Genomic DNA, 26,255 nt, shown 5'->3' on the forward strand with positions numbered 1-26,255 from the left:
ACCACCGACGACGCCGTCAACTCGCCCTGGGCCGGTTGACCCCCGTCGAATTCGAAGCAATCATGACCCCACCGGCCGATCAGGCCGCGTAACTGGACATGTCACCTATTCGTGCAGCAGACCCCAACGGCTCACGGCCGCGCACACTGACTACGGTCGCCGGGGACCTGGAGCTACGCATCCCCAAGCTGCGCTCGGGGTCGTTCTTCCCGGCGTTGTTGGAGCGCTGACGCCGGGTCGATCAGTGCCTGTTCGCCGTGGTGATGGAGGCCTACCTGCACGGCACCTCCACCCGCAAGGTCGACGACCTGGTCAAAGCGCTGGGCGCCGACAGCGGGATCTCCAAAAGCGAGGTCTCCCGGATCTGCAAGGACCTCGACACCGAGGTCGCTGCGTTCCGGGACCGTCTCCTGGGTGAGCAGCGCTTTCCGTATGTGTTCCTCGACGCCACCTACTGCAAGGCGCGCGTGAATCACCGGGTGGTGTCCCAGGCGGTGGTCATCGCCACCGGGGTGGCCGCTGATGGGCGCCGCGAAGTCCTCGGCTTCGAGGTCGGCGATTCCGAGGACGGGGCGTTCTGGACGGCGTTTCTGCGGTCGCTGAAATCGCGCGGCCTGGCCGGGATGCAACTGGTCATCTCCGATGCCCACGCCGGCCTGAGGGCCGCCATTGAGGCAGTCCTCATCGGCTCAAGCTGGCAGCGTTGCCGGGTACATTTCCTGCGCAACCTGCTGGCCCAGGTGCCCAAGGGCTCCGCGGAGATGGTCGCCGCGGCGATCCGCACGATCTTCGCCCAACCCGACGCCGAGCACGTCCGCGAGCAGCTCGACACCATCGCCGGCATGCTCGGCCGCCAATTCCCCAAAGTCGAGACCATGCTGCGCCAGGCCGCCGAGGACATCACCGCGTTCGCGGACTTCCCGGCCGCGCACTGGAAGAAGATCTGGTCGACCAATCCCCTGGAGCGGCTGAACAAGGAGATCAAACGCCGCACCGACGTCGTCGGAGTGTTCCCTAACCCTGCCGCTCTGCTTGGCGGTTTGCTGCGGCGGTTGCGGCTTTCGAGGCGAGGGGCGCGACCATGAAATGTGTCGGGGCAACCTGGACGCGTCAGAGGGGTGGATGGCGGCCCGTCAGCGCCAGCAGTAGGGGAGAGGTCTCCGATCGCCGTCGCAATTTAAGAGATTTCGGAGCGGTAGGTTGACTGCGGTCACTCTAAGACGCCACCGAAGCCGGCGCTGAGCGCCCACGCCGGCCGGCCTGTCAGCCACCGCGCCCGTATCTCGAATGCCCGTGCCGGGGCCAGGGGAGGTCGACCCAGCGTCAAATCACGATCGGTACGAGGCGGCCGTGGTGGGGCTTTCGACCCGACTACAGTTGCACTGCAACGCATTTCGATTTGGATGATTTTCAACTTTGTTGCGCCAATTTACGGGCCGTACAAAAGACGCCTGCCGAACATGATCGCCCGCCTCTCGGTATCGGAGAGATCGGGATGCCAGACATCGAAGATCAGTACCAACCGCGTTCCGGTACCTTCGTGCCAAATTTCATGTTCAAACGAGTCATCGAAGATGATCACTTTGCTTTCAATCCAAGTGCGAGTTTCGCGCCCCACTCGAATGGAACACCCGGGAGGAACCTTCAATCCGAGGTGGCACCGCAGTCGAGCGTTGTTCGGGCCACAATGCGCCGCGAGATGTGTCCCGCCAGTAACGGCGGCACAAGAAACCAGCCCTGCGGTGTCAACACCTGGTATCCGGGCTACGGCGGCCGTCGTGACCGGCGCCAAAGCCCATGCATCCTCGTTTCGGGCGCCTTCTACATAAAGGCGATGGGACGTCCATGATCCCGTCTCCGCTATCCAGCGATCGCGCGGGTTATAGACTTCCGCGAAGACGTTACGCGCGAAGAGATCCGACATCTCGGCCGCAATTGTTGGTGCGTCTGCCTCAAGCGCGGGTACCCAATCGAATTGCGATGGATCGTGCCAGGCGCGAGCGTCCAGTCCGGGGTAGAACGTCAAGGGCTGTTGAAGCGGATCGGGTGGCTTTACTGGCAGATTACATCCGGTCCGTAAACCGGCTTCGACGAGTGCCGCCGCACGGATTTCATCGGCATTCGACGAAAAGTGTTGTCGTACTTGTGCACTGATCAATGCAATTCGGTCGTGCCCGGAATCAACCGTTTGCTCGGACATGTCGACTCCTATTATGTCGGACCAAAGAGCTCAGGCCCATTACAACGCGGCAACGTCAGGCTACGCTACGTCGCCGGCGTCGGTGCTGGCATTCTCGTCGCCGATCCGGGGTGCTGTCGACGCATTCGGGACGCCCGTGGGCATGGCCCGCTCACATGCCGAGTTGCTGGCTACACAGGTAGTAGTACAAGCCCTGGCGCGCCATCAACTCGTCATGTGTGCCACGCTCGACGAGCCGGCCCTGCTCGAGCACCAGGATCACGTCGGCGTCCCGCACCGTACTGAGCCGATGTGCGATCACAAACGAGGTGCGTCCCTGGAGCAGCTGGTCGAGATTCTGTTGGACCGCCCGTTCTGATTCGGTGTCGAGCGCGCTGGTGGCTTCGTCGAAGACCAGTACCGGAGGACGGTGATAGACCGCCCGCGCTATCGCGATCCGTTGACGCTGTCCGCCGGACAGCAAAAGGCCGGATTCGCCGATGCGGGTTTGGTAACCCAAGGGCAGGCGCTCGATGAACGCCGCGGCACTGGCCGCGCGTGCCGCCCACAGCACCCGCTCGGGATCAGGCTGCTCGGTGCCGAAAGCGATGTTTTCGGCGATCGTCGCGTCGAACATGTGATTCTCTTGCAGCACGACGCCGATCTGGCGTCGGAGATCGCGCAGGTTCAGGCCGGTCAATTCGTGACCGTCGTAGAGGATCGTTCCCCCGGTCGGTTCGAGCAGTCCGCACAGGCACTTGACGAGCGTGGTTTTGCCCGACCCGCTCCGGCCGACGATGCCAACCCTGGAGCCGGGCCGTACCTCGAAGTCGATCGCGTCGAGCACTCTTGTTTGAGCCGGCCCGGGATAGTGGAAACTCAAGTCCCGGAACTGAATATGGCCCGAAACGTATTTCACTGGCGCCAAAGCCGAATGATCCGCACCCTGCTCGGGCGTCCGCTCGAGCACATCGTTGAGGCGACCGAGTAGAACCACCATCTGCTGCAGCATGTCCCACGACAAAACGACCGTCACCAGGGGTTGATTGCTGAGCAGAACCAAAGCGTTGAAGGAGATCAACCCTCCGACGGTGAGGTTTTGGTGTAATACCTGCAGTGCGCCGAGCCACAAAAAAAGAGCCAGCGACAGAAAAGAAATCAGCTGGACTGCGCCGTTGTACAGCATGAGCACGACATCGGCCCGGTAGATCTTGTCGGAAAGTTCGTCGAACTCGTTGAGCATTGTCCGGCGCAGCGATTCCTCGGCACCCATGGCCTTTACGGTCTCGATACCCCTGATCGAGTCGATTTGCCGGGACTGGTATTTGCTCCAGCATTCCTCGAGGCCTTCGTAAGCCGGCAGCAGGCGAGCCTGCGCGTACCACATTAATAATCCGTACAGCGGAAGGGCGCTGAGCAGGTATACGAGCGTCAGACGCCAACTGAATGCCCACATGACCGCGACCGCGACCACAACCTGGGTAATGGCGGAGAGGCACCCTACGGCCCTGTTGATCGAGATCTCGCGCACCAACTGCAAGCCGCTGAGCCGCCGCCCGATGTCGCCGATGCGCCGGGCCCGGAAGTAGGTCATCGGCAGTGCCAGCAGCACCTGGGAAAGCGTGTTCAGCGAATCCCGGTCCACACGCACCGCGATGCGGCTGATCAACAGCCTCTGAACGATCGTGACCACGACGGATAAGAACAGCGCGCCGAACATGGCCAGCACCAGCTCGCTGAGCAGCCCGATGTCGTGTAGGTGGATCACCTTGTCGACGACGACCTTGCTCAACACCGGGATGAGCATCGAGCCGGCAGCCGAGAGGAACGCCAGCGCCAATGCCACGAGCAGCGTGCGCCGGTAGGGCTTGAAGAATCGGATATACCAGCTGACCGGCGAACGCTGCTCGGGGACCTCCATCAGCGCTTCGGTGGGCGCGATCAAGGCCGCGTAGCCCGACCAATTTGCCTCTACTTCGGCTCGCTCCAACCGGCGACGGCCGCGCGCCGGGTCCACCACCCACGCGTGCCGCGCATCGATGTGAAAGAGGACGACCCAGTTGTTATTGGTCAAATGCATCATCGCCGGCAGCGTCATCGAGTCCAGTCGATCCTCGGATACCTTTGCCGCGGACACCTTGAACCCGAGCGCCTTCGCGCCTTGGCTGATGCCCGACAGGCTGGTCCCGTCGACTGAGGTGTGAACAACCTCCCGCACGTGCGCCAACGACACCTTGCGGCCGTAGTACCTGCAGATCATCGCCAGGCAGGTGGCACCGGCCTCGGTGGAATCGTTCTGCAGAATCAAGGGAAAGCGGCGGATTCGTTTGCGGTGCCGGGCGAAGTCGTCGAACTGCTCGATTTCGCTGTCGCCCTCCGCCCACCATGGGTCCGCGGTCGCAGCGGCACGAGGAAGCTCTTCGCTCAGGACATCGGGTCCAGCGGCATCCGCCGGCAGCACCTCCTCAGCGAAATCAGGCGGGACGTGCGCGGAGCGGCGGTAGTCGTAGGCAGAGACACGCTGCTCGACGCCTTCTCGAAACTCGGGGAATTTGGCAGCGAGCTGGGCGAACAAATCCGGCTCCACCGCCCACAACTCGCAATCGGTGACTGCCTCGACGCTGGCGCTGCGCGCCGTGCCGCGCAGCAGCGACACCTCGCCGAAGAAATCTCCAGGGCGTAGATCCGGTGGCTGTTCGCGGGTGCAGTCGTCATCGGTATGAGCGCGCAGCCGGCCGTGGCGGATGATGTACATCGGGCCCGCCGGGTCGCCCTGGCGGATTATCAGCTCGCCGGCGCTGTGTGCTTCGGGGACCAGCCCGCACAGCAGCGCACGCATTCCGTCTGGGGGAAGGTCACCGAACGCGGCGTATCGGCCGAGGAAATCGCGCAACTCGCGGCGCCGCACGTCAAGTTGAACGTAGCGGCCCACCTCTGGCTCGGTATGGACCAAGGCCTGGAATTTCTCACGGTCCAGCCGCAGCGCCTGGACCGGGCTGGTGGCACGCACCGTGGCCGTACGGTGACGCTCGGGATCCAGGAGGCATCGTTCGCCGAACATGTCGCCAGAGCACAGAACGTCGAGCGGTAAATCTTTGCCGTGCTCACCGGTCTTGATCACCTGCGCGGTTCCGGACTGAATGACGAACATTGCGTCGGCGCGATCGCCTTCGGCGACGATCACCTCGCCGAAGCCGAAGCTCACTGGAGTAAACGACGGCTCCACCAGTTGACGAACATCTGCAGGCATCAATTCCAGCAATGGGACCCGTCGCAGGTTCGGCGGGGCGGTTGGCGTCAGCGGGCGATCAGAGACGGCCATAGCGGTTCACGGGCCGTCGGCCCCCGTCGGGCGGCGTGCCCGCTATCTCTTCGTGGAGATGCATCATGACCTCCCAAGTCCGTGTCCGCGCGTACGCGGCAACTTCCGCGCGCCAGTCATTGATCTGGACGTCTCGCGGCAAGAGCTAATTGACAAACTTGTCAACGATCAGCAATCGATGGTGACCTCCCGCGGCGATCAGCACATTGTGCCAGGCGCTGCAAATCCTCGGGGGTCGCTTGGAGATATAACTCACATCTCCGACACTTCTCGTAGCGCGCCCCGCTCGGCAAACGCGAGGGTAAGCTGGGCGCGGCCATTGGCACCGTTCGACGGGTCGCCGCAACCTCAGACCCTTACAGACCCCTAACGCCTGTAACAGACGTTTCACCCGGAAGGAATGCGCAGGGTGACGGAGATGTGGGCGGTGGTCAAGCAAGGGCCTTCCGTCCAGAGGTGTCGAGTGCCGATCCCTGAGCCGCAACCGGGAGAGCTACTCCTCCGGGTCGCAGTGGCGGGTGTATGCCGCACCGATGTCTACGTCGCTCAGGGAAGGATGTCGTCTGCCAACCCCCTGATTCTCGGGCACGAGCTAGCAGGCGTCGTCGCCGCTGCCGGGCGGGGCGACCATGGGTTCGCCGCAGGAGACCGGGTTACCGTGATGCCAGCCATCCCCTGCGGAGCGTGTCTGCGATGCACCAGCGGCATGCCAGAATGCTGCCCGCACCACGAATTTCTCGGAGTTGGCCGGGATGGAGCCTTCGCGGAGTACATGGCGGTGCCGGCTCAGGTGGTGCATCATCTTCCCGAGAAGATGTCCTTCAGGGAAGGCGCCTACACCGAACCGGTATGTGCCTCACTTGCAGTGCTGAAAGCCCAAATCCGGCCGGGAGATCGCGGCTTGATCTATGGAGACAACCGGATTGCGGAGCTGACTCGGCGAGTGCTTTCGGCGACCGGTTTTCCCGCGATTGAGACGCACCGAATGGATTCATCGGCACCGCTGGAAACCGATACCTACGACTTCGTCATCGAAACCCAACCCATCGCGCAAGCCTTCGACGACATCATCCGGGTCTTGCGTCCCGGAGGTCGGATCATTCTCAAGAGTCGGCCTCCCACCCCCGTGGCGATCGACCTTGCGGCGGCCGTGCGCAAGGAGGTGATACTCGAAGCGGTGTCCTACGCGACCTTCGCTGAATCCCTTGATTTCCTGACTCGCCACGACGTCGCCGACCTCTTCGGGGAGGTTCACCCATTGGAAGACTTCGCCACCGTGCTCGCCGCTGATGACGTTGGCGAGGACCTCAAGAGATTTCTGGCCCCCGATCCCGTCGATGCCGAGTGGACGCCGGTGCGCCTCGCAAGGGAGAAGGCGGCTCTCAGCGTCGACGAACCGGCGTTGTCGACGCCGTCCTCCTAATCCGCCTGCGGCTCAGATGATCTCGGCTACTGCGCCTCGACCAACTGGTCTTTGGTTTGACCACGAAAATCGTCGAGCATCGCCTGACATTTCTGCATCACGTGCTTGGGCACTGAACAGCGACGCGCAGGAATACTTGGCATGAATATCTTGGGAATCAGCGGCTTTGAGAATTCGATGCCGTTCAAGCGAGCCCATTGGCCCTCGCTCGACGAACGCGAGTATCGGATCTCCCAGGGCCACGATGCCGCTGCGGCCCTGGTGGTCGACGGGCGGGTCATCGCCGCCGCGGCAGAGGAGCGGTTCAATCGGGAGAAGCACAGCGCGCGGTTCCCTCTCCGGGCAATCGACTATTGCCTCTCGGAGGCCGGCCTGGCGCTCGAGGATGTCGATGAGTTGGCACACGGCTTTGACTACGAACCCTTCCAACCACTCTTCTCGCTCGACCCGGACGCCGCGGACCTGTACCGCGAAGTCTATTGTCGTGAAGCGCTTCTGCGTCTCGTCGAACGAGACCTACCGGGCTTTCCTGTGGAGCGCGTCCATCACGTCGGCCACCACCTCGCACATGCGGCGAGTTCGTATTTCACGTCCGGGTTCGATGAATGCTTGGTCGTCGTCATCGACGGAATGGGTGAGGTCGTCAGCGCCACCGTCTATCGAGCGAGGGCGAGACGGCTAGAGAAGCTTCATGAGATTTCAGCGGCTCATTCGATCGGGATCCTGTACTCGCTCGTGACGCTCCACCTCGGCTTCAATTTCGGTGCTGACGAGTACAAGATCATGGGGTTGGCACCCTATGGCGATCCGGAACGGTTCCAAGCGTTCTTCGAACAGGCAATTGACCTTCGTCCGAACGGTTCCATTCGCATCCCCCCGCTCGCACTCAACCGGTCCCGCGAAGAGCGGGAGAATCACCTGGCCACCCGTCGTCATCTCACCGAGCATCTAGGTCCGCCGCGGATGCCAGACGACCCGATCACCGACGACCACCGGGACGTCGCCGCAGGCCTACAGGCCGGTCTCGACCGGGCGATTGAGCATCTCTGCGGGCACTTCGGCCGCCAGACGGGGTTGCGCAAGCTGGCCATGGCCGGTGGTGTCGCACTCAACTGTACGTCCAATGGAAAACTGCGTCGGTCCGGCCTCTTCGATGACATCTACATTCAGCCTGCCGCGGGCGACGATGGTTCCGCGCTCGGAGCGGCTCTCTACCGGACATCGCTGCGCGACGGGGGCCTTCCGAATCGACGCTTCCCGGTTCCGTTTCTCGGGCCCGCCCCGACCCCCGACGCGATCGAATCAACGATCGCGGAGGCCGGCGACCGGATCGAGGTCCAGCGATTCGATGGCCTCGAACCGGCCTGCGAGCGTGCCGCCGAGTTGATTCGTGACGGTCACGTCCTTGCGTGGTATAGGGGCCGGATGGAGTTCGGTCCGCGTGCCCTGGGCCACCGAAGCATCCTGGCGGATCCTGGCCACCCGGAGATGCGGGACCGGATCAACTTGATGGTTAAAATGCGGGAAGCGTTCCGGCCGTTCGCTCCTGCGGTGACGATCGAGCAAGTGGATCGCTGGTTCGAGGTTCCACCAATGACGGAGCTCGCGTACATGATTATTACCGCCGATGTCCGACAAGAACATCGAGCCCAACTTCCGGCGGTCACACACGTCAACGGTTCGGCTCGCGTACAAACCGTAAGCAAGCAAGACAATGCGTCGTTCCACACGCTGCTGGGCGCTGTCGGCCGCGCCACGGGCCGAGAGATGGTGCTCAACACGAGCTTCAACGTAAAGGGCCAACCGATTGTTAACACACCCACGGAAGCTATGGAAACTTTTCTGGGCACCGGAATCGAGTATCTGTTCCTGGAGAACATCCTGATAAGCCGCGCAAGATGAGCATGTCGAGTTCTACTATCTGGTAGTAAGTAACTCACACCCGGGGGGCGACTCGCATTGACGCGGCCAAGAGCCGACAACCGAACGGGAATAACCCTTGATTACCAATCCCTTCGATAACGACAGCGGCACGTTCCTTTTCCTGGTCAACGACGAGGAACAGCACAGTCTGTGGCCGTTGTTTGCGGATGTCCCGGCCGGCTGGAGCGTGGTGTGTGGCGAGGCCGGCCGACAGGACTGCCTGGACTTCATCGAACAGAACTGGACGGACATACGGCCGAAGAGCCTGCGCGAGAGACTCGCCTAGGTAACGCGAAAGCCTCGGACAAGTGAACCGACCGAACCCGGGAGAGTCGGATGACCCCGGTAATCTGGCGGTGTTGACCGAGCCGTGGGCGGGCTCCTCGATCCCGGAGCTGTGGACCGCTCAGGTGGCGCGCGCCCCGGAGGCACTGGCCCTGACGTTCGAGGGCCGTTCGATGACCTACCGGGAGCTCGAACGCGCCGCCAACCGGTTAGCGCATTTATTGGCCGCCCGCGGGGTGGGCCCTGGTGGGTGCGTGGCGCTGCTGTTCACCCGATCATCCGATGCCGTTGTGGCGATTCTGGCGGTGCTCAAAACCGGCGCGGCATACCTGCCCATCGATCCGGCGGTACCGGCGGCGCGGTTGGCATTTATCATCAACGATGCCAGGTCGGACGCCGCGGTCACAACCATTGGGCTCGCGAAACAACTGGACGGTCTGGGACTGAAGGTCGTCGATGCCAACGACCGGGCCGCGGCCGCCCAACCCGATACTGCGCCCCCGGCGCCGGCCCCCGACGACGTCGCCCACATCATCTACACCTCCGGAACCACCGGCACTCCTAAGGGAGTGGCGGTCACTCATCGCAACGTCACCCGTCTGTTCGAGTCACTTGACACGGGTGCGGAGCTGGCGGGACAGGTATGGACCCAGTGTCACTCTTATGCGTTCGACTATTCCGTGTGGGAAATCTGGGGCGCACTTCTGCACGGCGGGCGGCTGGTCGTGGTGCCCGAATCGGTGACCAGCTCACCGCAAGATTTTCATGCCCTGCTAGTCGCGGAAGAGGTGAGAATCCTCAGCCTAACCCCTTCTGCGGCAGGCATGTTAACCCCGCAAGGACTCGAGTCGCTGGGCGTATTAGTGGTCGCCGCCGAGGCGTGCCCGGCCGAACTGGTGGATCGCTGGGCTCCGGGCAGGGTGATGATCAACGGCTACGGCCCGACCGAAACCACCGTGTATGCCTCGATCAGTGCGCCGCTGGTGGCGGGCTCGAGACAGGTGCCGATCGGCTCGCCGGTGCCAGGCGCCGCATTGTTCGTCCTGGATGAGTCACTACAAGTAGTTCCGGCCGGGGTGGTTGGGGAGCTGTATGTGGCCGGACGCGGCGTTGGCGTGGGGTACTGGCGGCGAGCAGGACTGACCGGCTCACGATTTGTCGCCTGCCCCTTCGGACCGCCCGGAACCCGGATGTATCGCACCGGCGACCTGGTGCGCTGGGCCCCTGACGGGCAACTGCACTACCTAGGCCGTGCGGACGACCAAGTCAAAATCCGCGGATTCCGAATCGAACTCGAGGAGATACGCCTGGCGCTGGCGGACCTGGACGCGGTGCAACAGGCGGCGGTGATCGCTCGCGAGGATCGCCCAGGCGATAAACGCCTCGTCGCGTACATCACCGGAACAGCCAGACCCGCGCTGCTACGCGCGCGGCTCGCCGAACGCCTGCCCGCCTACATGATCCCCACCGCGGTCGTCGTGCTTGACGCTTTACCACTGACGCCCAACGGCAAACTCGACAGACGGGCCCTCCCGATACCCGACTACCAGGGCGCCGATCATTTCCGCGCGCCCACCACGCCCGCCGAGGAGATCCTCGCCGACATCTACGCTCAAGTCCTCGGGCTGCAACGCGTTGGCGTCGACGACTCATTTTTCGACCTCGGCGGTGATTCGCTGCAGGCGATGCGCGTTATCGACGCGGCGCAGGAGTCCCTCGGTGCGCATCTGACGGTCCGCCACCTGTTCGATGCGCCAGCGGTGCGCCAGTTGGCCCGACAGGTCAGTGAGGTGGACAGCGGCCGGCCGGCGTTAGCGCCAGTTGTTCGTCCTCGGGCGATTCCGCTGTCGTTCGCTCAGCGCCGGTTGTGGTTCCTGCGCCAGATGCAGGGACCCTCGCCGGTGTACAACACGCCGACCGCCTTTCGGATTCGCGGGGTGTTGGATGTGGACGCGCTGAGCGCAGCCCTCGACGATGTCGTCGCCCGGCACGAATCACTGCGAACAGTGTTTCCCGCCAGCGGTGGCATGCCGTCGCAGGAAGTGTTGCCGGCGCGGCCCGGGATGTGGCGGCGCGGCGACCCAGCAGTGGTCTCGGTGGCCGAGCAGGATGTCATCGGTGCGTTGGCGGCGCTCGCGACGTATCGATTTGACTTGGCGGCAGAGGTGCCGATTCGCGCGCAGATCCTGGCCGTCGGACCCGAGCAGTATGCGGTCGCAATTGTGGTGCACCACATCGCGTTTGACGGCTGGTCACTAACTCCGATGTTCCGCGACCTGAGCGCTGCGTATCGGGCGCGTTGTATGGGTGGTGGTCCGGGGTGGGCACCGTTGGAGGTGCAGTATGTGGATTACACACTGTGGCAGCGTGAGTATCTGGGTGAGCTTGGGGATTCGGGTAGCGCGATAGCTGCGCAGTTGGGATATTGGGAGCAGGCGTTGGCCGGGATGGCCGAGCGGATGGCGCTTCCCACGGATCGGCCGTATCCCGTGGTGGCCGACTATCGCGGGGCTCAGGTGGCGGTGGGTTGGCCGGCGGAGTTGCAGCAGCGGGTGCGCACGGTGGCCCGGGAGTACAACGCGACCAGTTTCATGGTGTTGCAGGCGGCGCTTCTGGTGGTGCTGGCCAAGCTCAGTGCCAGTTCTGATGTGGCGGTAGGGTTTTCCATCGCCGGGCGCCGCGATCCGGCCCTCGATGAGCTGGTCGGGTTCTTCGTCAATACGCTGGTGTTGCGCGTCGATGTGACCGGAGACCCCACCGTCGCCGAACTGCTGACCCAGGTGCAGCGACGCAGCCTGGCCGCCTATGAGCACCAAGACGTGCCCTTTGAAGTTCTCGTCGAACGCCTCAATCCCACCCGATCAGTGACCCACCAACCAATCGTCCAAGTCATGTTCACCTGGGCGAACTTCCCGGGGCAGAACGCCAATCCCGGCGCCGGGCTGGCCCTGGACGACCTACAGGTCATCCCGGTGCCGGTGGACACCGGCACCGCCCGGATGGATTTGCTGTTGATCCTGGGCGAGCGTTGGACCGAGGGCGGTGAGCCCGCCGGGATCGGCGGGGCGGTGGAATTTCGTACCGATGTGTTCGATGCGGCCAGCGTCGAAACGCTCGTCGAGCGTTGGCGGCAAATGTTGGTGGCCATGGTCGCCGATCCGCTACGGCGGCTGTCGTCGCTCGATGTGCTCCATGAGGCCGAGCACGCCCGGGTCACCAGGTGGGGCAATCAGGCGGTGTTGACCCAACCCGCGACCACGTCGGCGTCGATCCCGGTGTTGTTCACCGCCCAGGTGGCCCGCACCCCCCAGGCCCCCGCGCTGAGCTTTGCCGGGCGCACCATGACCTACCGCGAACTCGAAACCGCCGCAAACCGATTGGCCCACCTGCTCGCACCACAGGGCGCCGGCCGGGGTACCTGTGTGGCGCTGCTGGTGTCCCGCTCGGCCGAGGCGATCGTGGCGATCCTGGCGATCCTCAAAACCGGGGCGGCCTATCTGCCGATCGACCCGACACTGCCCAGCACCCGCATCGAATTCATGATCGATGACAGCGCACCGATCGCCGCGGTCACCAGCGCTGACCTCGCCGAGCGCCTCGACGGGTTCGGCCTGCCGATCATCGACGTCAACGACCCCGTCGCCCACAGCCAACCCGGCACCCCACCACCGCCACCGGCAGCCGGCGACATCGCCTACTTCATCTACACCTCGGGCACCACCGGTGTCCCCAAAGGCGTGGCCATCACTCACCACAACGTCACCGAGCTGTTGCAGTCTTTGGCCACCGACCTGCCGCGCAGCGCGGTGTGGTCACAGTGGCATTCCTATGCGTTCGACGTCTCGGTCTGGGAGATCTTCGGGGCACTGCTCAGCGGTGGGCGGCTGGTCGTCATCGGCGACGCGGTAGTGCGCTCACCCCACGACCTGCACGCGCAGCTGATCGCCGAACACATCACCGTGTTAAGCCAAACCCCCTCAGCCTTTTACGCGCTACTGCCCGAGCTGGCCTGCCGGTCCAGTCTGCACACCGTGATACTGGCCGGCGAACCCCTCGCACCCCAACACCTTCAGACCTGGCTGCACACCCACCCGAACCCACCGCGGGTGATCAACATGTACGGCACCACCGAAACCACCGTGCACGCCTCGTTCCGCGAAATCACCGACCACGACACCCACAGCGCCGCCAGCCCCATCGGAGTACCGCTGGCACACCTCAGCTTCGCTGTCCTCGACATGTGGCTGCACCCCGTACCCGTCGGGGTCATCGGCGAGCTATACATCGCCGGCACCGGCCTGGCCCACGGCTACTGGCGACGAACCGTGCTGACCGCATCACGATTCGTCGCCTGCCCCCACGGACAACCCGGCACCCGCATGTATCGCACCGGAGACCTGGTGCGGTGGCGCCCCGACGGACACCTGGACTACCTCGGCCGCACCGACGAGCAAGTCAAAATCCGCGGCTACCGCATCGAACTCGGCGAAATACGCGCTGCACTCGCCGCCCATCCCGCGGTGTCGGAGGCGGTGGTCATCGCGCATGACGCCACCGCCGCGACCAATGCTGTTGAGGGCGTTGGCGACAAGCTGTTGGCCGGCTATGTGGTGCTGGATCCGGAGCCGATGCTGGTCCGGGAGGCGGAGCGGGAAACGCAGTTGGTGCACCAGTGGCAGGGCGTGTACGACGACCTGTATTCCGAGGTGATGGTTGCCGCCGATGCACCGGACCTGGTGGGGGAGGATTTCGGGGGCTGGAACAGCAGCTACACCGGCGCACCGATCCCGCTAGACGAGATGCAGGAGTGGCGGGCGGCCGCCGTGGATCGGATTCGGGAACTGCGCCCGACCCGGGTGTTGGAGATCGGGGTGGGATCGGGGCTGTTGCTTGCGCCGCTGGCGCCGACATGCGCCGAGTACTGGGGCACGGACTTCTCCGCACCTACCATCGAGACCCTGCGAGCGGGCGTGGCTTCGCAGCCTTGGGGAGAGCGGGTCCGACTGCGGATTCAGCCGGCGCACATCGCAGATGGGCTACCCGAGGGCTATTTCGATGTGGTGGTGCTCAACTCGGTGATCCAGTACTTCCCGAGCGTGGGGTATCTGCTCGACGTGCTGGAGGTGGCTACCCGCATGCTGGCGCCGGGCGGGGCGGTGTTTGTCGGCGATGTGCGCAACCTGTCGCTGCTGGCGGCGTTCGCCACCGGAGTGCTGTGCGCGGAGTCCACCGCGGTCGGAGACACCGCCGCGGTGCTACGGGAACGGCTGCGCCGCGAAATGCTTGCCGTGCAGGAGTTGCTCGTGACGCCGGAGTTCTTTGCGGCCTTGCCACACCGCCTCACCGAGGTCGTCGCGGTGGACATCCAGCTCAAAAGGATGCGCGCGGTCAACGAGCTCAGCGGTTACCGCTACGACGTGGTGCTGCGCAAGGCGCCGATACCGGTGCGGTCGCTCGCGGACCTCCCCGCCGAGCCGTGGCAGCGGTTCGCGAGCCTGGCCACACTCGGCGACTATCTTCGGTCCGAGGAGCTGCCAGAGCTGCGGGTCACTGGGGTACCCCACGCCGGGATTGGGCCCGATGTGGCGCTGGCGCAAGCACTCTCGCAAGCCGGTGACAAGGTACCCGTCAGCCAGTTGCGTGCCGACATATCCGGATCGGATGCGGTGTTGCCGCACGAATGTCATTGGCTCGGCGACGAACTCGGATACGCGACGGCCGTTACCTGGTCATCGACCCCCGGCCTGGTCGACGTGCTCTATACCCACCGCGTCGAAACGCTTGATGATCCGCACCCGGCGCTTTCGGACCTCTACACGCCCAACACCGCCATAAGTTCTTTGACCGACTACGTCAACGACCCATCGGTGATCGAACGGGTAGCCGAGCTGCGTCGCTTCGTTGCCGCCCGACTGCCCGAATTCATGGTCCCGGCCGCCATTACGGTGATGCCGTCAATGCCGTTGACAGCCAACGGCAAGCTTGATCACCGCGCACTGCCGGCCCCGGAATTCCTCAGCTCCATCGCCTACCGGGCGCCGCGTAACCGACGCGAGCGAGTGCTGGCCGCATTATTCGCCGAAGTCCTCGGAGTGGCCCGAGTCGGCGTCGATGACGGGTTCTTCGACCTGGGCGGTCATTCACTTTCCGCCACGCGACTGGTGGCCCGAGTCCGGGCCGAACTGGGAATCGAGGTGTCGATCCGAGCGGTGTTCGACGCGCCCACCGTCGCCGGGTTGGCCGAATGGATCAGCGCGCATGCCGGGAAACGCGCGGGCGTGCCGTTAACGGCACGCCCGCGGCCCGCTGTGATCCCGCTGTCGTATGCGCAGAACCGCCTGTGGTTCCTCGATCAATTCGACGGACCCTCACCGGTTTACAACATCCCGGTGGCGTTACGCTTGTGCGGCCAGTTGGACGTCGAGGCGTTGGGTGCGGCGCTGGCCGACGTAGTCGGCCGGCACGAAAGTCTGCGCACAATTTTTCCGGCCGTCGAAGGGGTGCCCCAGCAATGTGTCATCGCCGCCGACGCGGCAGATTTCAGCTGGGACGTCATCCATGCGGTCGGATGGTCGGCGACCCAACTCAGCGATGCCGTGGGATCGGTCGTGCGGTATGCATTCGACTTAGTCTCCGAGATCCCCATCCGCGCCAGCCTTTTCACAGTTGCCGATCGCGAGCATGTGCTAGTCCTCAGCATGCACCATATTGCCGCAGATGGTTGGTCGCTGACTCCGATGTTCCGTGATGTCAGCGAGGCGTATCGCGCGCGTTGTGCAGGCCACGCCCCGGGCTGGTCGCCGTTGGCGGTGCAGTACGTCGATTACACGTTGTGGCAACGTGAACATCTCGGCGAGCCAGGGGATCCCGGCAGTGCCATCGCCGCGCAGCTGGCTTTTTGGAAGCAGGCTCTGGTCGGAGTGCCCGAACGGCTCGATCTTCCCACTGATCGGCCCTACCCGGCAGCGGCCGACTACCGCGGCACCAAGGCTGAAGTGGCGTGGCCGGCGGACCTGCAGCAGCGGGTGCTGAAGGTCGCCCGAGAGTACAACGCGACCAGTTTCATGGTGCTGCAGGCGGCGTTGGCGGTTGTGTTGGCCAAAATCAGCAGCAGTACCGATGTGGCGATCGGGTTTTCGATCGCCGGCCGTCGTGACCTCGCACTCGATGACCTGATCGGATTTTTCGCCAACACGTTGGTGTTGCGGGTCGACATGGCCGGAGATCCCAGCATGGCCGAGCTGTTGGCCCAGGTGCAACAACGCAGCCTGGCCGCCTACGAGCACCAAGACGTGCCCTTCGAAGTGCTCGTGGAACGCCTCAACCCCACCCGATCGCTTACCCATCAGCCACTGGTGCAGGTCATGTTGGCGTGGCAAAACCTGCCCGGGCAAGACAGTGATCCCGCCGCCGGGCTGGCGCTGGGAGATCATCTGCAAGTCACCACGATGCCGGTGGATACCCGCACCGCCCGAATGGATTTGGCATTCTCACTCGGCGAGCGCTGGGGTCCGGGAGGTGAGCCTGCCGGGATCGGCGGGGTAGTGGAGTTTCGCACCGACGTGTTCGACGCGGCCAGCATCGAAACGCTCATCGAGCGCTGGCGGCGGGTGCTCGCCGCCATCACCGCCGAGCCGACCCGGCGGCTGTCGTCCATTGATCTGCTCGACGATGACGAACACGCGCGCCTCGGTCAGTGGGGCAACCGGGCAGCGTTGGCCGGATCGGCGCCCTCTGCGGTGTCGATTCCGGTGTTGTTCGCCGCGCAGGTGGCCCGCACGCCCGACGCTTTGGCCCTGACATTCGAGGGCGACTCGATGACCTACCACGAACTGGACCAGGTCGCCAACCGGTTAGCGCAGCTTTTGGCTAGCCATGGCGCGGGCCCGGGGGCATGCGTGGCACTCCTTTTCGAACGTTCGGCGCAGGCGGTCGTCGCGATTGTGGCAGTGCTCAGGACCGGGGCAGCCTATCTGCCCATCGATCCAGCGCTAGCGGCTCCCCGGATCGAATTCATGGTTGCCGATGCCGCCCCGATCGCCGCAATCACCACCACCGACCTTGCCCATCGGCTGGACGGATGCAACCTTCCGGTCATCGACGTCAATGTTTTCGAGCACCCCGCCGCCAAGGCCCCGCCCGACGTCACACTACCGGCGCCGGCTCCCGACGACATCGCCTACGTGATCTACACCTCTGGGACCACCGGTGTACCCAAAGGGGTTGCTATCACTCACAACAACGTCACGCAGCTGATGGTTTACCTGAAAGAAAGCTTGTCGGCTGGTGGGCAGGTGTGGTCGCAGTGGCATTCCTATAGCTTCGACATCTCCGGCTGGGAAATCTTCGGCGCACTGCTCAGCGGTGGGCGGCTGGTCGTGATACCCGACTCGGTGGCCCGCTCACCGCATGATTTCCATGCCCTACTGGTGAGCGAGCAGGTCGACGTCCTATGTCAAACCCCGTCGGCGGTGCGGGCGCTTTCACCGGATGGGTTGGAGTCGGTGACCTTGCTGGTAGGGGGTGAGGCGTGCCCGCCCGATCTGGTGGATCGCTGGGCGCCCGGGCGCGTGATGATCAATGAGTACGGCCCCACCGAAACGACGATGTGGGTGAGTTTGAGTGCGCCTCTCGCGGCGGGGTCGGGTGTGGTGCCGATCGGTGCGCCGGTGCCCGGGGCGGCGTTGTTTGTGCTGGATAGTTGGTTGCGTCCGGTGCCGGCCGGAGTGGTCGGGGAGTTGTATGTGGCCGGTGCCGCAGTAGGCGTTGGGTATTGGCGCCGGCCGGGTTTGACAGGATCACGGTTTGTGGCCTGCCCCTTCGGGACGCCAGGAACACGCATGTATCGCACCGGGGACCTGGTGCGCTGGCGTCCCGACGGGCAGCTGCACTATCTCGGACGCGCCGACGAACAGGTCAAGATCCGCGGCTACCGCATCGAACTCGGCGAAATACGAGCCGCACTAACCGGGCTGGCCGGGGTGGACCAGGCGGCGGTAATCGCCCGCGAAGACCGCCCCGGCGACAAGCGTCTGGTCGGCTATGTCACCGGCACAGCCGACCCGGCATGTGCGAAAAGCGCTCTGGTAAAACTACTTCCGCCGTACATGATTCCGGCCGCCGTGGTGGTGATCGACACGATGCCCCTGACCGTCAATGGCAAACTCGACACCCGCGCCCTGCCGGCACCGGAGTATCAGGACAGCGATCGCTACCGCGCCCCGGGTAGCGCGGTCGAAGAGATCCTGGCCGGGATTTACGCCCAGGTGCTCGGACTCGAGCACGTCGGGGTGGACGAGTCGTTTTTCGAGCTGGGTGGCGACAGCATTTTGTCGATGCAAGTGGTGGCGCGGGCCCGGGCGGCCGGTGTGCTGTGCCGGCCGCGCGATGTTTTCGTCGAGCAGACGGTGGCGCGGCTGGCCCGGGTGGCCGACGTTGGCGACGGCGCAGCCGGCCTGATCGACGAGGGTGCTGCGTCCGATGTTACGCCCGCCTGGCTGACCCAGCAGCAGCTCGACGAGCTCCGTCAGGGCGACGACGTCGCGGACGTTTTGCCGCTGACCCCACTGCAACAGGGCCTGCTCTTTCATGCCAACACCGTGCAGGGCGATGACGGCGATTTATATTCGGTGCAACTGGATTTCACCGTTTCCGGCGCCATTGATCCCGACCGGCTACGCGATGCGGTGCATGCGCTGGTCCGCAGGTATCCAAACCTGGCCGCGCGATTCGTCGACCGGTTCGACGAGCCGGTGCAGATCATCCTGGCCGATCCCGTCGCGGGGTGGCAGTTCGTCGATCTCAGCGACAGCCGGCTTGATGTCGACGAGCAGATCTTGCGGATATGCGCCGCCGAACGAGCGGCCGTCTGCGACATCGGCGGTCGGCCCGCATTTCGGGTATCGCTGATCCGCATCGCATCAGAGCGCCACCGGTTGGTGTTGACCAATCACCACATCGTGCTCGATGGCTGGTCGCTACCGATCCTGCTGGGGGAGATCTTCGCCGGCTATCGCGGGCAGCGGCTCGCGCCGGCGGGGTCGTATCGGACATTTCTTTCGTACCTGGCCGACCGTGATCTTGACGCCGCCCGCACCGCCTGGCGCGAAGCGTTGGCCGGCTTCGACGTCCCGACTCTCGTAGATCCGCGGAACCGGTTGGGCCTGGGCGCTCGCGGTGTGGCATCGTTTCGGTTGTCCGCCAACAGCACTCAGGCCATGAGCGAGCTGGCGCGCTCGTGCCGCGCCACCGTCAACGCCGTGCTGAATGCTGCATGGGCGCAGCTGCTGACATCGCTGACCGGCCAGCATGACGTCGCATTCGGCACCACCGTCTCTGGTCGGCCAGCCGAACTGGCCGGTTCGGAAACGATGGTGGGACTGTTCATCAACACGGTGCCGGTGCGTGCGACGATCGGGCCGGGAACCACTACCGCAGACCTGCTGGAACAGCTGCAACGCGCCCACAACCACACCCTCGAGCACCAGCACTTGGCGCTGACCGAGATCCACCGCGTCACCGGTCAGGACAGATTGTTCGACACGCTTTTCGTGTACGAGAACTACCCGATCGACACCACCGCACTGCTTGGCGGCCAAGAAGTCACCGTCACCGACTTCGTCAGCCGCGACTCCACGCACTACCCGCTGACGGTCGCGGTCTTGCCGGGCACCGAATTCGAGTTTCGCCTGAAATTCCGCACCGACCTGTTCGACACCGACCGCATCGACGTGCTGATCCAGCGCTTCCGTCGGGTGTTAGCCGCAATGACGGCTGATCCCACGCGGCGGCTTTCGTCGATAGATCTGCTGGCTGGGCGTGAGCGCGCGCAACTGGATGAGTGGGGCAACCGGGCAGTGTTGACCCAACCCACGGTGACGGCCGCATCGATTGCGGAGCTTTTCGCCGCACAGGTGAACCGCACCCCAGATGCCGTCGCGCTGACCGCCGCGGCTCACTCGATGACCTACCTCGAGCTCGACAGGTCGGCTACCCGGTTGGCGCGCGTATTGGTCGCCCGTGGCGTAGGTCCGGGTAGCTGTGTGGCACTATTGTTTTCCCGGTCGGTCGAGGCGATCGTGGCGATCGTGGCGGTGCTCAAGATCGGGGCCGCCTATTTGTCGATCGACCCGATGTATCCCGACGGGCGGATCAGATTCATGATCGCCGATGCCGCACCCATTCTCGCGATCGCCGCTAGCGAGGTGGCCGATCGGCTCGACGGCCTCGACCTGCCGGTCATCGATATCGGTGACATCGGGGACGCCGCTCTCGACACCGCGCCACCGGCGCCCCGCCCCGACGACATCGCTTACTTTATCTACACCTCGGGCACCACCGGCGTCCCCAAAGGCGTTGCCATCACCCACCACAACGTCACACAGCTGATCGAGACGCTGCTCGAGCACGAACATGTGTCCCAACCCGCGGCCGTCTGGGCCCAAGGCCATTCCCATGGCTTCGATGTCTCGGTCAAGGAGATCTGGGGCGCGCTGCTGCGCGGCGGACGGCTGGTGGTGGTGCCCGAATCGGTGGCCAGCTCACCCCAGGACTTGCACACCCTGCTGGCAGCGGAACGGGTCAATGTGCTCACCTCGACCCCGCGTGGGCTGGCGGCGTTGTCGCCGCAGGGGTTGGAGTCGGTGACAGTGCTCGCGGTCGGCGGGGAGCCGTGCGCGGCCGAGCTGGTGAACCGGTGGGCGCCCGGTCGGACCGTGATCAACGCCTACGGCCCGACCGAGACCACGGTGCGTGCGTCCGGAAGTGCGCCGTTGGTGGCGGGCTCCGGGGTGGCGCCGATCGGCCGGCCGGTGCCGGGGGCGGCGTTATTTGTGCTCGACGCGTATCTGCGTGCAGTGCCGGCCGGTGTGGTCGGGGAGTTGTATGTCGCGGGGCGCGGCGTGGGTGTGGGGTACTGGCGGCGAGGAGGGTTGACCGGATCACGGTTTGTGGCTTGCCCGTTCGGGCCGCCCGGAACACGCATGTATCGCACCGGGGATCTCGTGCGCTGGCACGCCGACGGCCAACTCGAATATCTTGGGCGCGCGGATGAGCAGGTCAAAATCCGGGGCTACCGCATCGAACTCGGTGAGGTGCGCGCCACACTGGCCGCTTTGGCCGGGGTCACGCAGGCCGCGGTCATCGCCCGCGAGGACCGCCCCGGTGACAAACGCTTGGTCGGTTACGCAACGGGGACAGCACATTCCGGCGACATCCGCACCCAGTTGGCTGAGCGGCTGCCGGCGCACATGGTGCCGGCAGCGATCGTGATGCTCGACGTGCTACCGCTGACATCCAATGGCAAACTCGACACCCGCGCCCTGCCCGCGCCGGAATACCAGCATCGCGATCGTTACCGCGCCCCGGCGACCAACGCCGAAGAGGTTCTGGCCGGCATCTACTCCCAGGTACTCGGACTGCAGCGCGTCGGAGTCGACGACTCATTCTTCGAACTCGGCGGGGACAGCATCTTGTCGATGCAGGTGGTGGCGCGGGCGCGCACGGCCGGGTTGCTGTGTCGACCGCGGGATATTTTCGTCGAGCAGACCGTTGCGAAGCTGGCCCGGGTCGCCGGGTATGCCGGTGCCGAGAGCGACCCACCAGACGACGGTGTCGGTGAGGTGACGCCGACACCGATCATGTCCTGGTTGGCCGGCGTCGACGCCGCCGGCGTGACCGGCCCGGTCGCATGGTTCTGCCAGATGGCTTCCGTGTCGGCTCCGGCGGGTGTCTCCGAGGCCGACGTGGCAATCATGTTGCAAGCCTTGGTGGATCGACATGCCATGTTGCGGTTGCGGGTCGACGACGCCGGCGCAGGCAACTGGTCGTTGGCCGCACGGCCGCCCGGGTCGGTGACGGCGCGCGCCTGCCTGCACGCTGTGGTGACGTTGTCCGGCGAGGCGTTGATCGAGACGCGGTCGCGGTTGAATCCGGCCGCTGGGGTGATGCTCAGTGCGTTGTGGGTGACGTCCACGGCGCAATTGGTGTTGGTGATCCACCACCTAGCCGTTGATGCGGTGTCGTGGCGGATTCTGGTTGACGATCTGAATACGGCGTGGAGCCAATACCTTTCGACCGGCGCGGTGGATTTGCCGACGCCGGGCACCTCGTTTCGTCGGTGGGCGTCGATGCTGGCCCAGCAAGCACGCTCGGATACCGTGGTCGATCAGTTGGCGGCGTGGCGGGGGATCGCCGCGATACGTGGTGCAGTGGCCGCCGTCGATCCCGGGGCCGATACCCATGCCAGCGCCGGGCAACTGTCGGCGTCGCTGGACATCGACACCACCCGGATGCTCCTCGGAGAGGTCCCGGCGGCGTTTCATGCTGGGGTACAAGATATTTTGTTGATTGCGTTCGGGTTGGCGTGGGTGGAATTTTTGGGTGGCTGTGGCCCGATCACTCTCGACGTCGAGGGTCACGGCCGCGAGGAGGATCTGGCCCCCGGCGTGGACCTGTCGCAGACGGTCGGCTGGTTCACCGTCAAGTATCCGGTGTGTCTGGCGCTTGATCGGTTGCCGTGGCCCCACGTGCTGGCCGGGGACGCGGTGTTGGGGGCCGTTGTCAAGGGGGGCAAAGAGCAGCTTCGGGCGGTGCCTGACGGCCACACTTACGGGATGTTGCGCTACCTCAATGGCGAGGTGGATCTGGCCGGGCTCGATCCACCGATCGGGTTCAATTATTTGGGCCGTGCGGGCGGACCCCGAGATTCCTCGACGGCTGCCGACGGCTGGGAGATATCGCGGTCGGATACGTTGTTAGCCGAGGCGGCGCGTGCCGGGTGGCCGATGCCGTTGGGCCACACGGTGGGAGTCAACGCGGTCACCCTGGACACCGAAGCCGGCCCGCAGTTGCGGGCCACCTGGACGTGGGCCTCCTCGAAATTCGATGCTGTACAAGTAAAATCGCTGAGCCGGCTGTGGTTCGAAGCCCTGTCCGGGATCTGTGCGCATGTGCGCCGCGGTGGGGGCGGCTTCACCCCGTCGGATTTCACGCTGATCGGCGTGACCGCCGAGCGGCTCGAGACCCTGCAACGCACCTACGACATCGCGGACCTGTTGCCGTTGACGCCATTGCAGCACGGACTGCTGTTCCACACCAGTGAGCCGGACAACGGGGCCAATCCCTATGCGGTGCAAGTCGATATCACCCTGACCGGTCGGCTGGACGAGGATCGTCTACACGCCGCCGTCCAGGCCGTCGTTCGGCGCCACCCCAACCTTGCGGCCCGATTTGTCAACCAACGACTCGACGGACCGGTACAGGTCATCCTGAAGGATCCGGTATTGCCTTGGCGCTACGTCGATCTCGTCGGCGACGACGCCGACGCCGATGAGTGCATCGAGCGGGTCTGCGCCGCAGAACGTTCCGCGGTGTACGAGGTGGCCTACCAGTCGCCGCTGCGCGCGGTGCTGTTTCGAACCGACCAGGAGCGATATCGGTTGGTGCTGACCATCAATCACATCGTGTGCGATGGATGGTCCGGGCAGATCATCTTGCGCGAAATCTTTTCGGTTTACGATCGCCAGCCCGTGCCTGCCCCGGTCAGCTACCGCAGCTTCCTGTCCTGGCTGGCCGACCGGGATCGCGACGCCGCTCACGCAGCGTGGCGCGAGGCGCTGGCCGGCATCGACGGCCCGACACTGGTGGGTCGGCCGGATCGGTCGAGGCCGGGCGCCCGAGGTGCCGCATCGTTTCGGGTGCCCGCCGAGACCACGCAGGCCCTTGACGAGCTGGTCCGCGCCCGCCACACCACCGTCAACGTAGTCTTGCAGGGCGCCTTCGCGCAGCTCCTGACGTGGCTGACCGGTCGGCACGATGTGGTCTTCGGCAGCACGGTCTCGGGTCGGCCGGCCGAGCTCGCCGGGGCGGAATCGATTGTGGGCCTGTTGATCAACACGATCCCGGTGCGGGCCACCATCACACCGACCACCACCACCGAAGAACTACTCGACCAACTGCATGCGGCGCACGTCTTCACCCTCGAGCACCAAAGCCTCGGGTTGGCGGACATCCTGCGCAGCTCCGGTCACGCCGCCCTGTTCGACACCCTGTTCGTCTATGAGAACTATCCCGTCGACACGTCGGTGCCGCGCGGCGGTCGCGATCTGAGCGTCGCCGCGATCAGCGGCCGCGAATCCAATCACTACCCGCTCACGGTGGTGGCCCAGCCTGGCAGTGAGTTGGAGATTCATGTCGAGTACGCCACCGACGTGTTCGACACCGACAGCATCACGACGCTCATCGGGCGGTTCGAGAAATTATTGGTCGCGATGACCGCCGGTCCAACCCGGCTGCTGTCGTCGGTGGACCTGCTCGACGACGCTGAGCATGTTTGCCTGGGCCGGTGGGGTAATTGGGCGGTGTTGGCCGGGCCGGTGGCGGAGGACGGTCTCGGGGTGCTGTGGGCCGCGGCGGTGGATCGGGCGCCGGACGCGGTGGCGCTGTGTTGTGCGGACGCGTCGATGACCTACCGAGAGGTGGATCTGGCGGCGAGTCGGGTAGCGCAACGGTTGGCCTCGGATGGGGTGGGTCGGGGTGACTGTGTGGCGTTGGTGCTTCCCCGCTGCGCTGAGGCGATCGTCGCGATCGTGGGGGTGCTCAAAACCGGGGCCGCCTACCTGCCGATCGACCCCGCGGTGCCCGCGGCCCGGCTGGAGTTCATCCTCGACGACGCCGCCCCGAGCGCTGCGATCAGCAACACCGAGCTCACCGGACGCTTGAGCGGGTTCGGCGGTCTTGTCTTTGACGTCGCAGATATCGACGACCACGCGCTCGGCGAGCTACCCGAGATCGCGCTGGACGCAACGGGTCCCGAGGATATCGCGCACATCATCTACACATCCGGAACCACCGGGGTGCCCAAAGGAGTGGCGGTCACCCACCGCAACATCACCCAACTGTTCACCGCACTCGACCCGGGCTTCGAGTGGACCGGGCAGGTCTGGACGCAGTGCCACTCGTACGCTTTCGACTTCTCCGCGTGGGAGATCTGGGGTGCGCTGCTACACGGTGGACGCCTGGTGGTGGTGCCCGAAGCGGTGAGCGCCTCGCCACCGGACCTGGCCGCCCTGCTGGCCGCAGAACGCGTCAGTGTGTTCAGCCACACCCCTTCGGCGCTGGCGATGCTGCCCCCACCGAACCCGCCATCCCTGCCGGTGGTGGTGGTCGCCGCCGAATCCTGTCCCACCCACCTCGTCGAACGCTGGGCCCCGGGCCGGCTGCTGATCAACGGCTACGGCCCCACCGAAACCACCGTGTATGCCACCATCAGCGCACCCCTTACCCCTGGCACCGCCACGGTGCCGATCGGATCACCAGTCCCCGGGGCGGCGCTGTTTGTCCTCGATGCAGCATTGCGCCCCGTCCCGCCCGGCGTCGTGGGGGAGCTATACATCGGCGGACACGGCGTTTCGCTGGGCTACTGGCGGCGGCCCGCGCTCACCGGATCACGATTTGTGGCCTGCCCGTTCGGGCCGCCCGGCACCCGGATGTATCACACCGGAGACCTGGTGCGCTGGCGCCCGGACGGACAACTGGATTATCACGGCCGCGCCGACGAACAAGTCAAAATCCGCGGCTACCGCATCGAACTCGGCGAAATCCGCACCGCCCTCGCCAAACTCGACGGCGTCGACCACGCCGTCGTCATCACCCGCGAAGACCGCCCCGGAGACGAGCGCCTGATCGGCTACATCACCGGCACAGCGGAACCCGCCCAGCTGCGCGCCCAGCTAGCCCAACAGCTGCCGACCTACATGATCCCCGCCGCCATCGTCACGCTCGATGCCCTCCCGCTGACGCCCAACGGCAAACTCGACACCCACGCCCTACCCGCACCCGACTACCACCACACCCAGCACCACCAACTCCCCAGCACACCCACCGAAGAAATCCTCGCCGACATCTACGCCCAAATCCTGGGACTCCCACACGTCAGCACCACCGACTCCTTCTTCGACCTCGGGGGCGATTCGCTCACCGCGATGCGGGTGATCGCCACAATCAACCTGAGCCTCGACGCCCACCTTTCGGTCCGCCATCTTTTCGACGCGCCTTCGGTACAAGGCTTGAGCCAATGCCTCGCCGATGGCCTGAGTTTCACCTCCGTATGCGGCCTCGACGGT

At 64.9% G+C, this 26,255-nt stretch carries 5 protein-coding genes and 2 pseudogenes; 5 read left to right on the plus strand and 2 right to left on the minus strand.

The features are described from left to right. Positions 1-110 precede the first annotated feature (110 nt). A pseudogene (locus H7J89_RS17255) lies at positions 111-1,034 on the plus strand (IS256 family transposase); the annotation flags it as partial. A gap of 395 nt (positions 1,035-1,429) precedes the next feature. On the opposite strand, the gene H7J89_RS17260 reads toward H7J89_RS17255, so the two are convergent. Both H7J89_RS17260 and H7J89_RS17265 read right to left on the minus strand, forming a co-directional pair. Next, a complete protein-coding gene (locus tag H7J89_RS17260) occupies positions 1,430-2,200 on the minus strand; it encodes an aspartyl/asparaginyl beta-hydroxylase domain-containing protein (protein WP_264044919.1) in 771 nt (256 codons plus the stop codon). 151 nt (positions 2,201-2,351) lie between these two features. Further along, positions 2,352-5,429: a peptidase domain-containing ABC transporter gene (locus H7J89_RS17265; RefSeq protein ID WP_264044920.1), complete on the minus strand. Its 3,078-nt coding sequence runs from the start codon at positions 5,427-5,429 to the stop codon at positions 2,352-2,354. Between the two features lie 490 nt (positions 5,430-5,919). Here H7J89_RS17265 and H7J89_RS17270 point away from each other — a divergent pair, with 490 nt between their 5' ends. The 4 genes and pseudogenes from H7J89_RS17270 to H7J89_RS25955 form a co-directional block, all read left to right on the plus strand. After that, positions 5,920-6,924: a zinc-dependent alcohol dehydrogenase gene (locus tag H7J89_RS17270; protein WP_264045061.1), complete on the plus strand. Its 1,005-nt coding sequence runs from the start codon at positions 5,920-5,922 to the stop codon at positions 6,922-6,924. A 141-nt stretch (positions 6,925-7,065) separates the two neighbouring features. After that, entirely contained in the window at positions 7,066-8,826 is a 1,761-nt protein-coding gene (locus H7J89_RS17275; protein WP_264044921.1) for a carbamoyltransferase family protein, read from the plus strand. A 97-nt stretch (positions 8,827-8,923) separates the two neighbouring features. Then, positions 8,924-9,133, plus strand: a complete 210-nt coding sequence (locus tag H7J89_RS17280; protein ID WP_264044922.1) for an MbtH family protein — start codon at positions 8,924-8,926, stop codon at positions 9,131-9,133. A 67-nt stretch (positions 9,134-9,200) separates the two neighbouring features. Further along, positions 9,201-26,204 (plus strand): annotated as a pseudogene (locus H7J89_RS25955) (non-ribosomal peptide synthetase); the annotation flags it as partial. Positions 26,205-26,255: the final 51 nt, after the last annotated feature.

It is taken from the genome of Mycobacterium paraffinicum, assembly GCF_025822865.1.
Taxonomy (GTDB): domain Bacteria; phylum Actinomycetota; class Actinomycetes; order Mycobacteriales; family Mycobacteriaceae; genus Mycobacterium; species Mycobacterium paraffinicum.

Excerpts from the sequence above, each read along its gene's own strand:
- H7J89_RS17270 (WP_264045061.1), top strand. The coding sequence starts at position 5,920 with ATGTGGGCGGTGGTCAAGCAAGGGCCTTCCGTCCAGAGGTGTCGAGTG.
- H7J89_RS17260 (WP_264044919.1), bottom strand. The coding sequence starts at position 2,200 with ATGTCCGAGCAAACGGTTGATTCCGGGCACGACCGAATTGCATTGATC.
- H7J89_RS17265 (WP_264044920.1), bottom strand. The coding sequence starts at position 5,429 with ATGCCTGCAGATGTTCGTCAACTGGTGGAGCCGTCGTTTACTCCAGTG.
- H7J89_RS17275 (WP_264044921.1), top strand. The coding sequence starts at position 7,066 with ATGAATATCTTGGGAATCAGCGGCTTTGAGAATTCGATGCCGTTCAAG.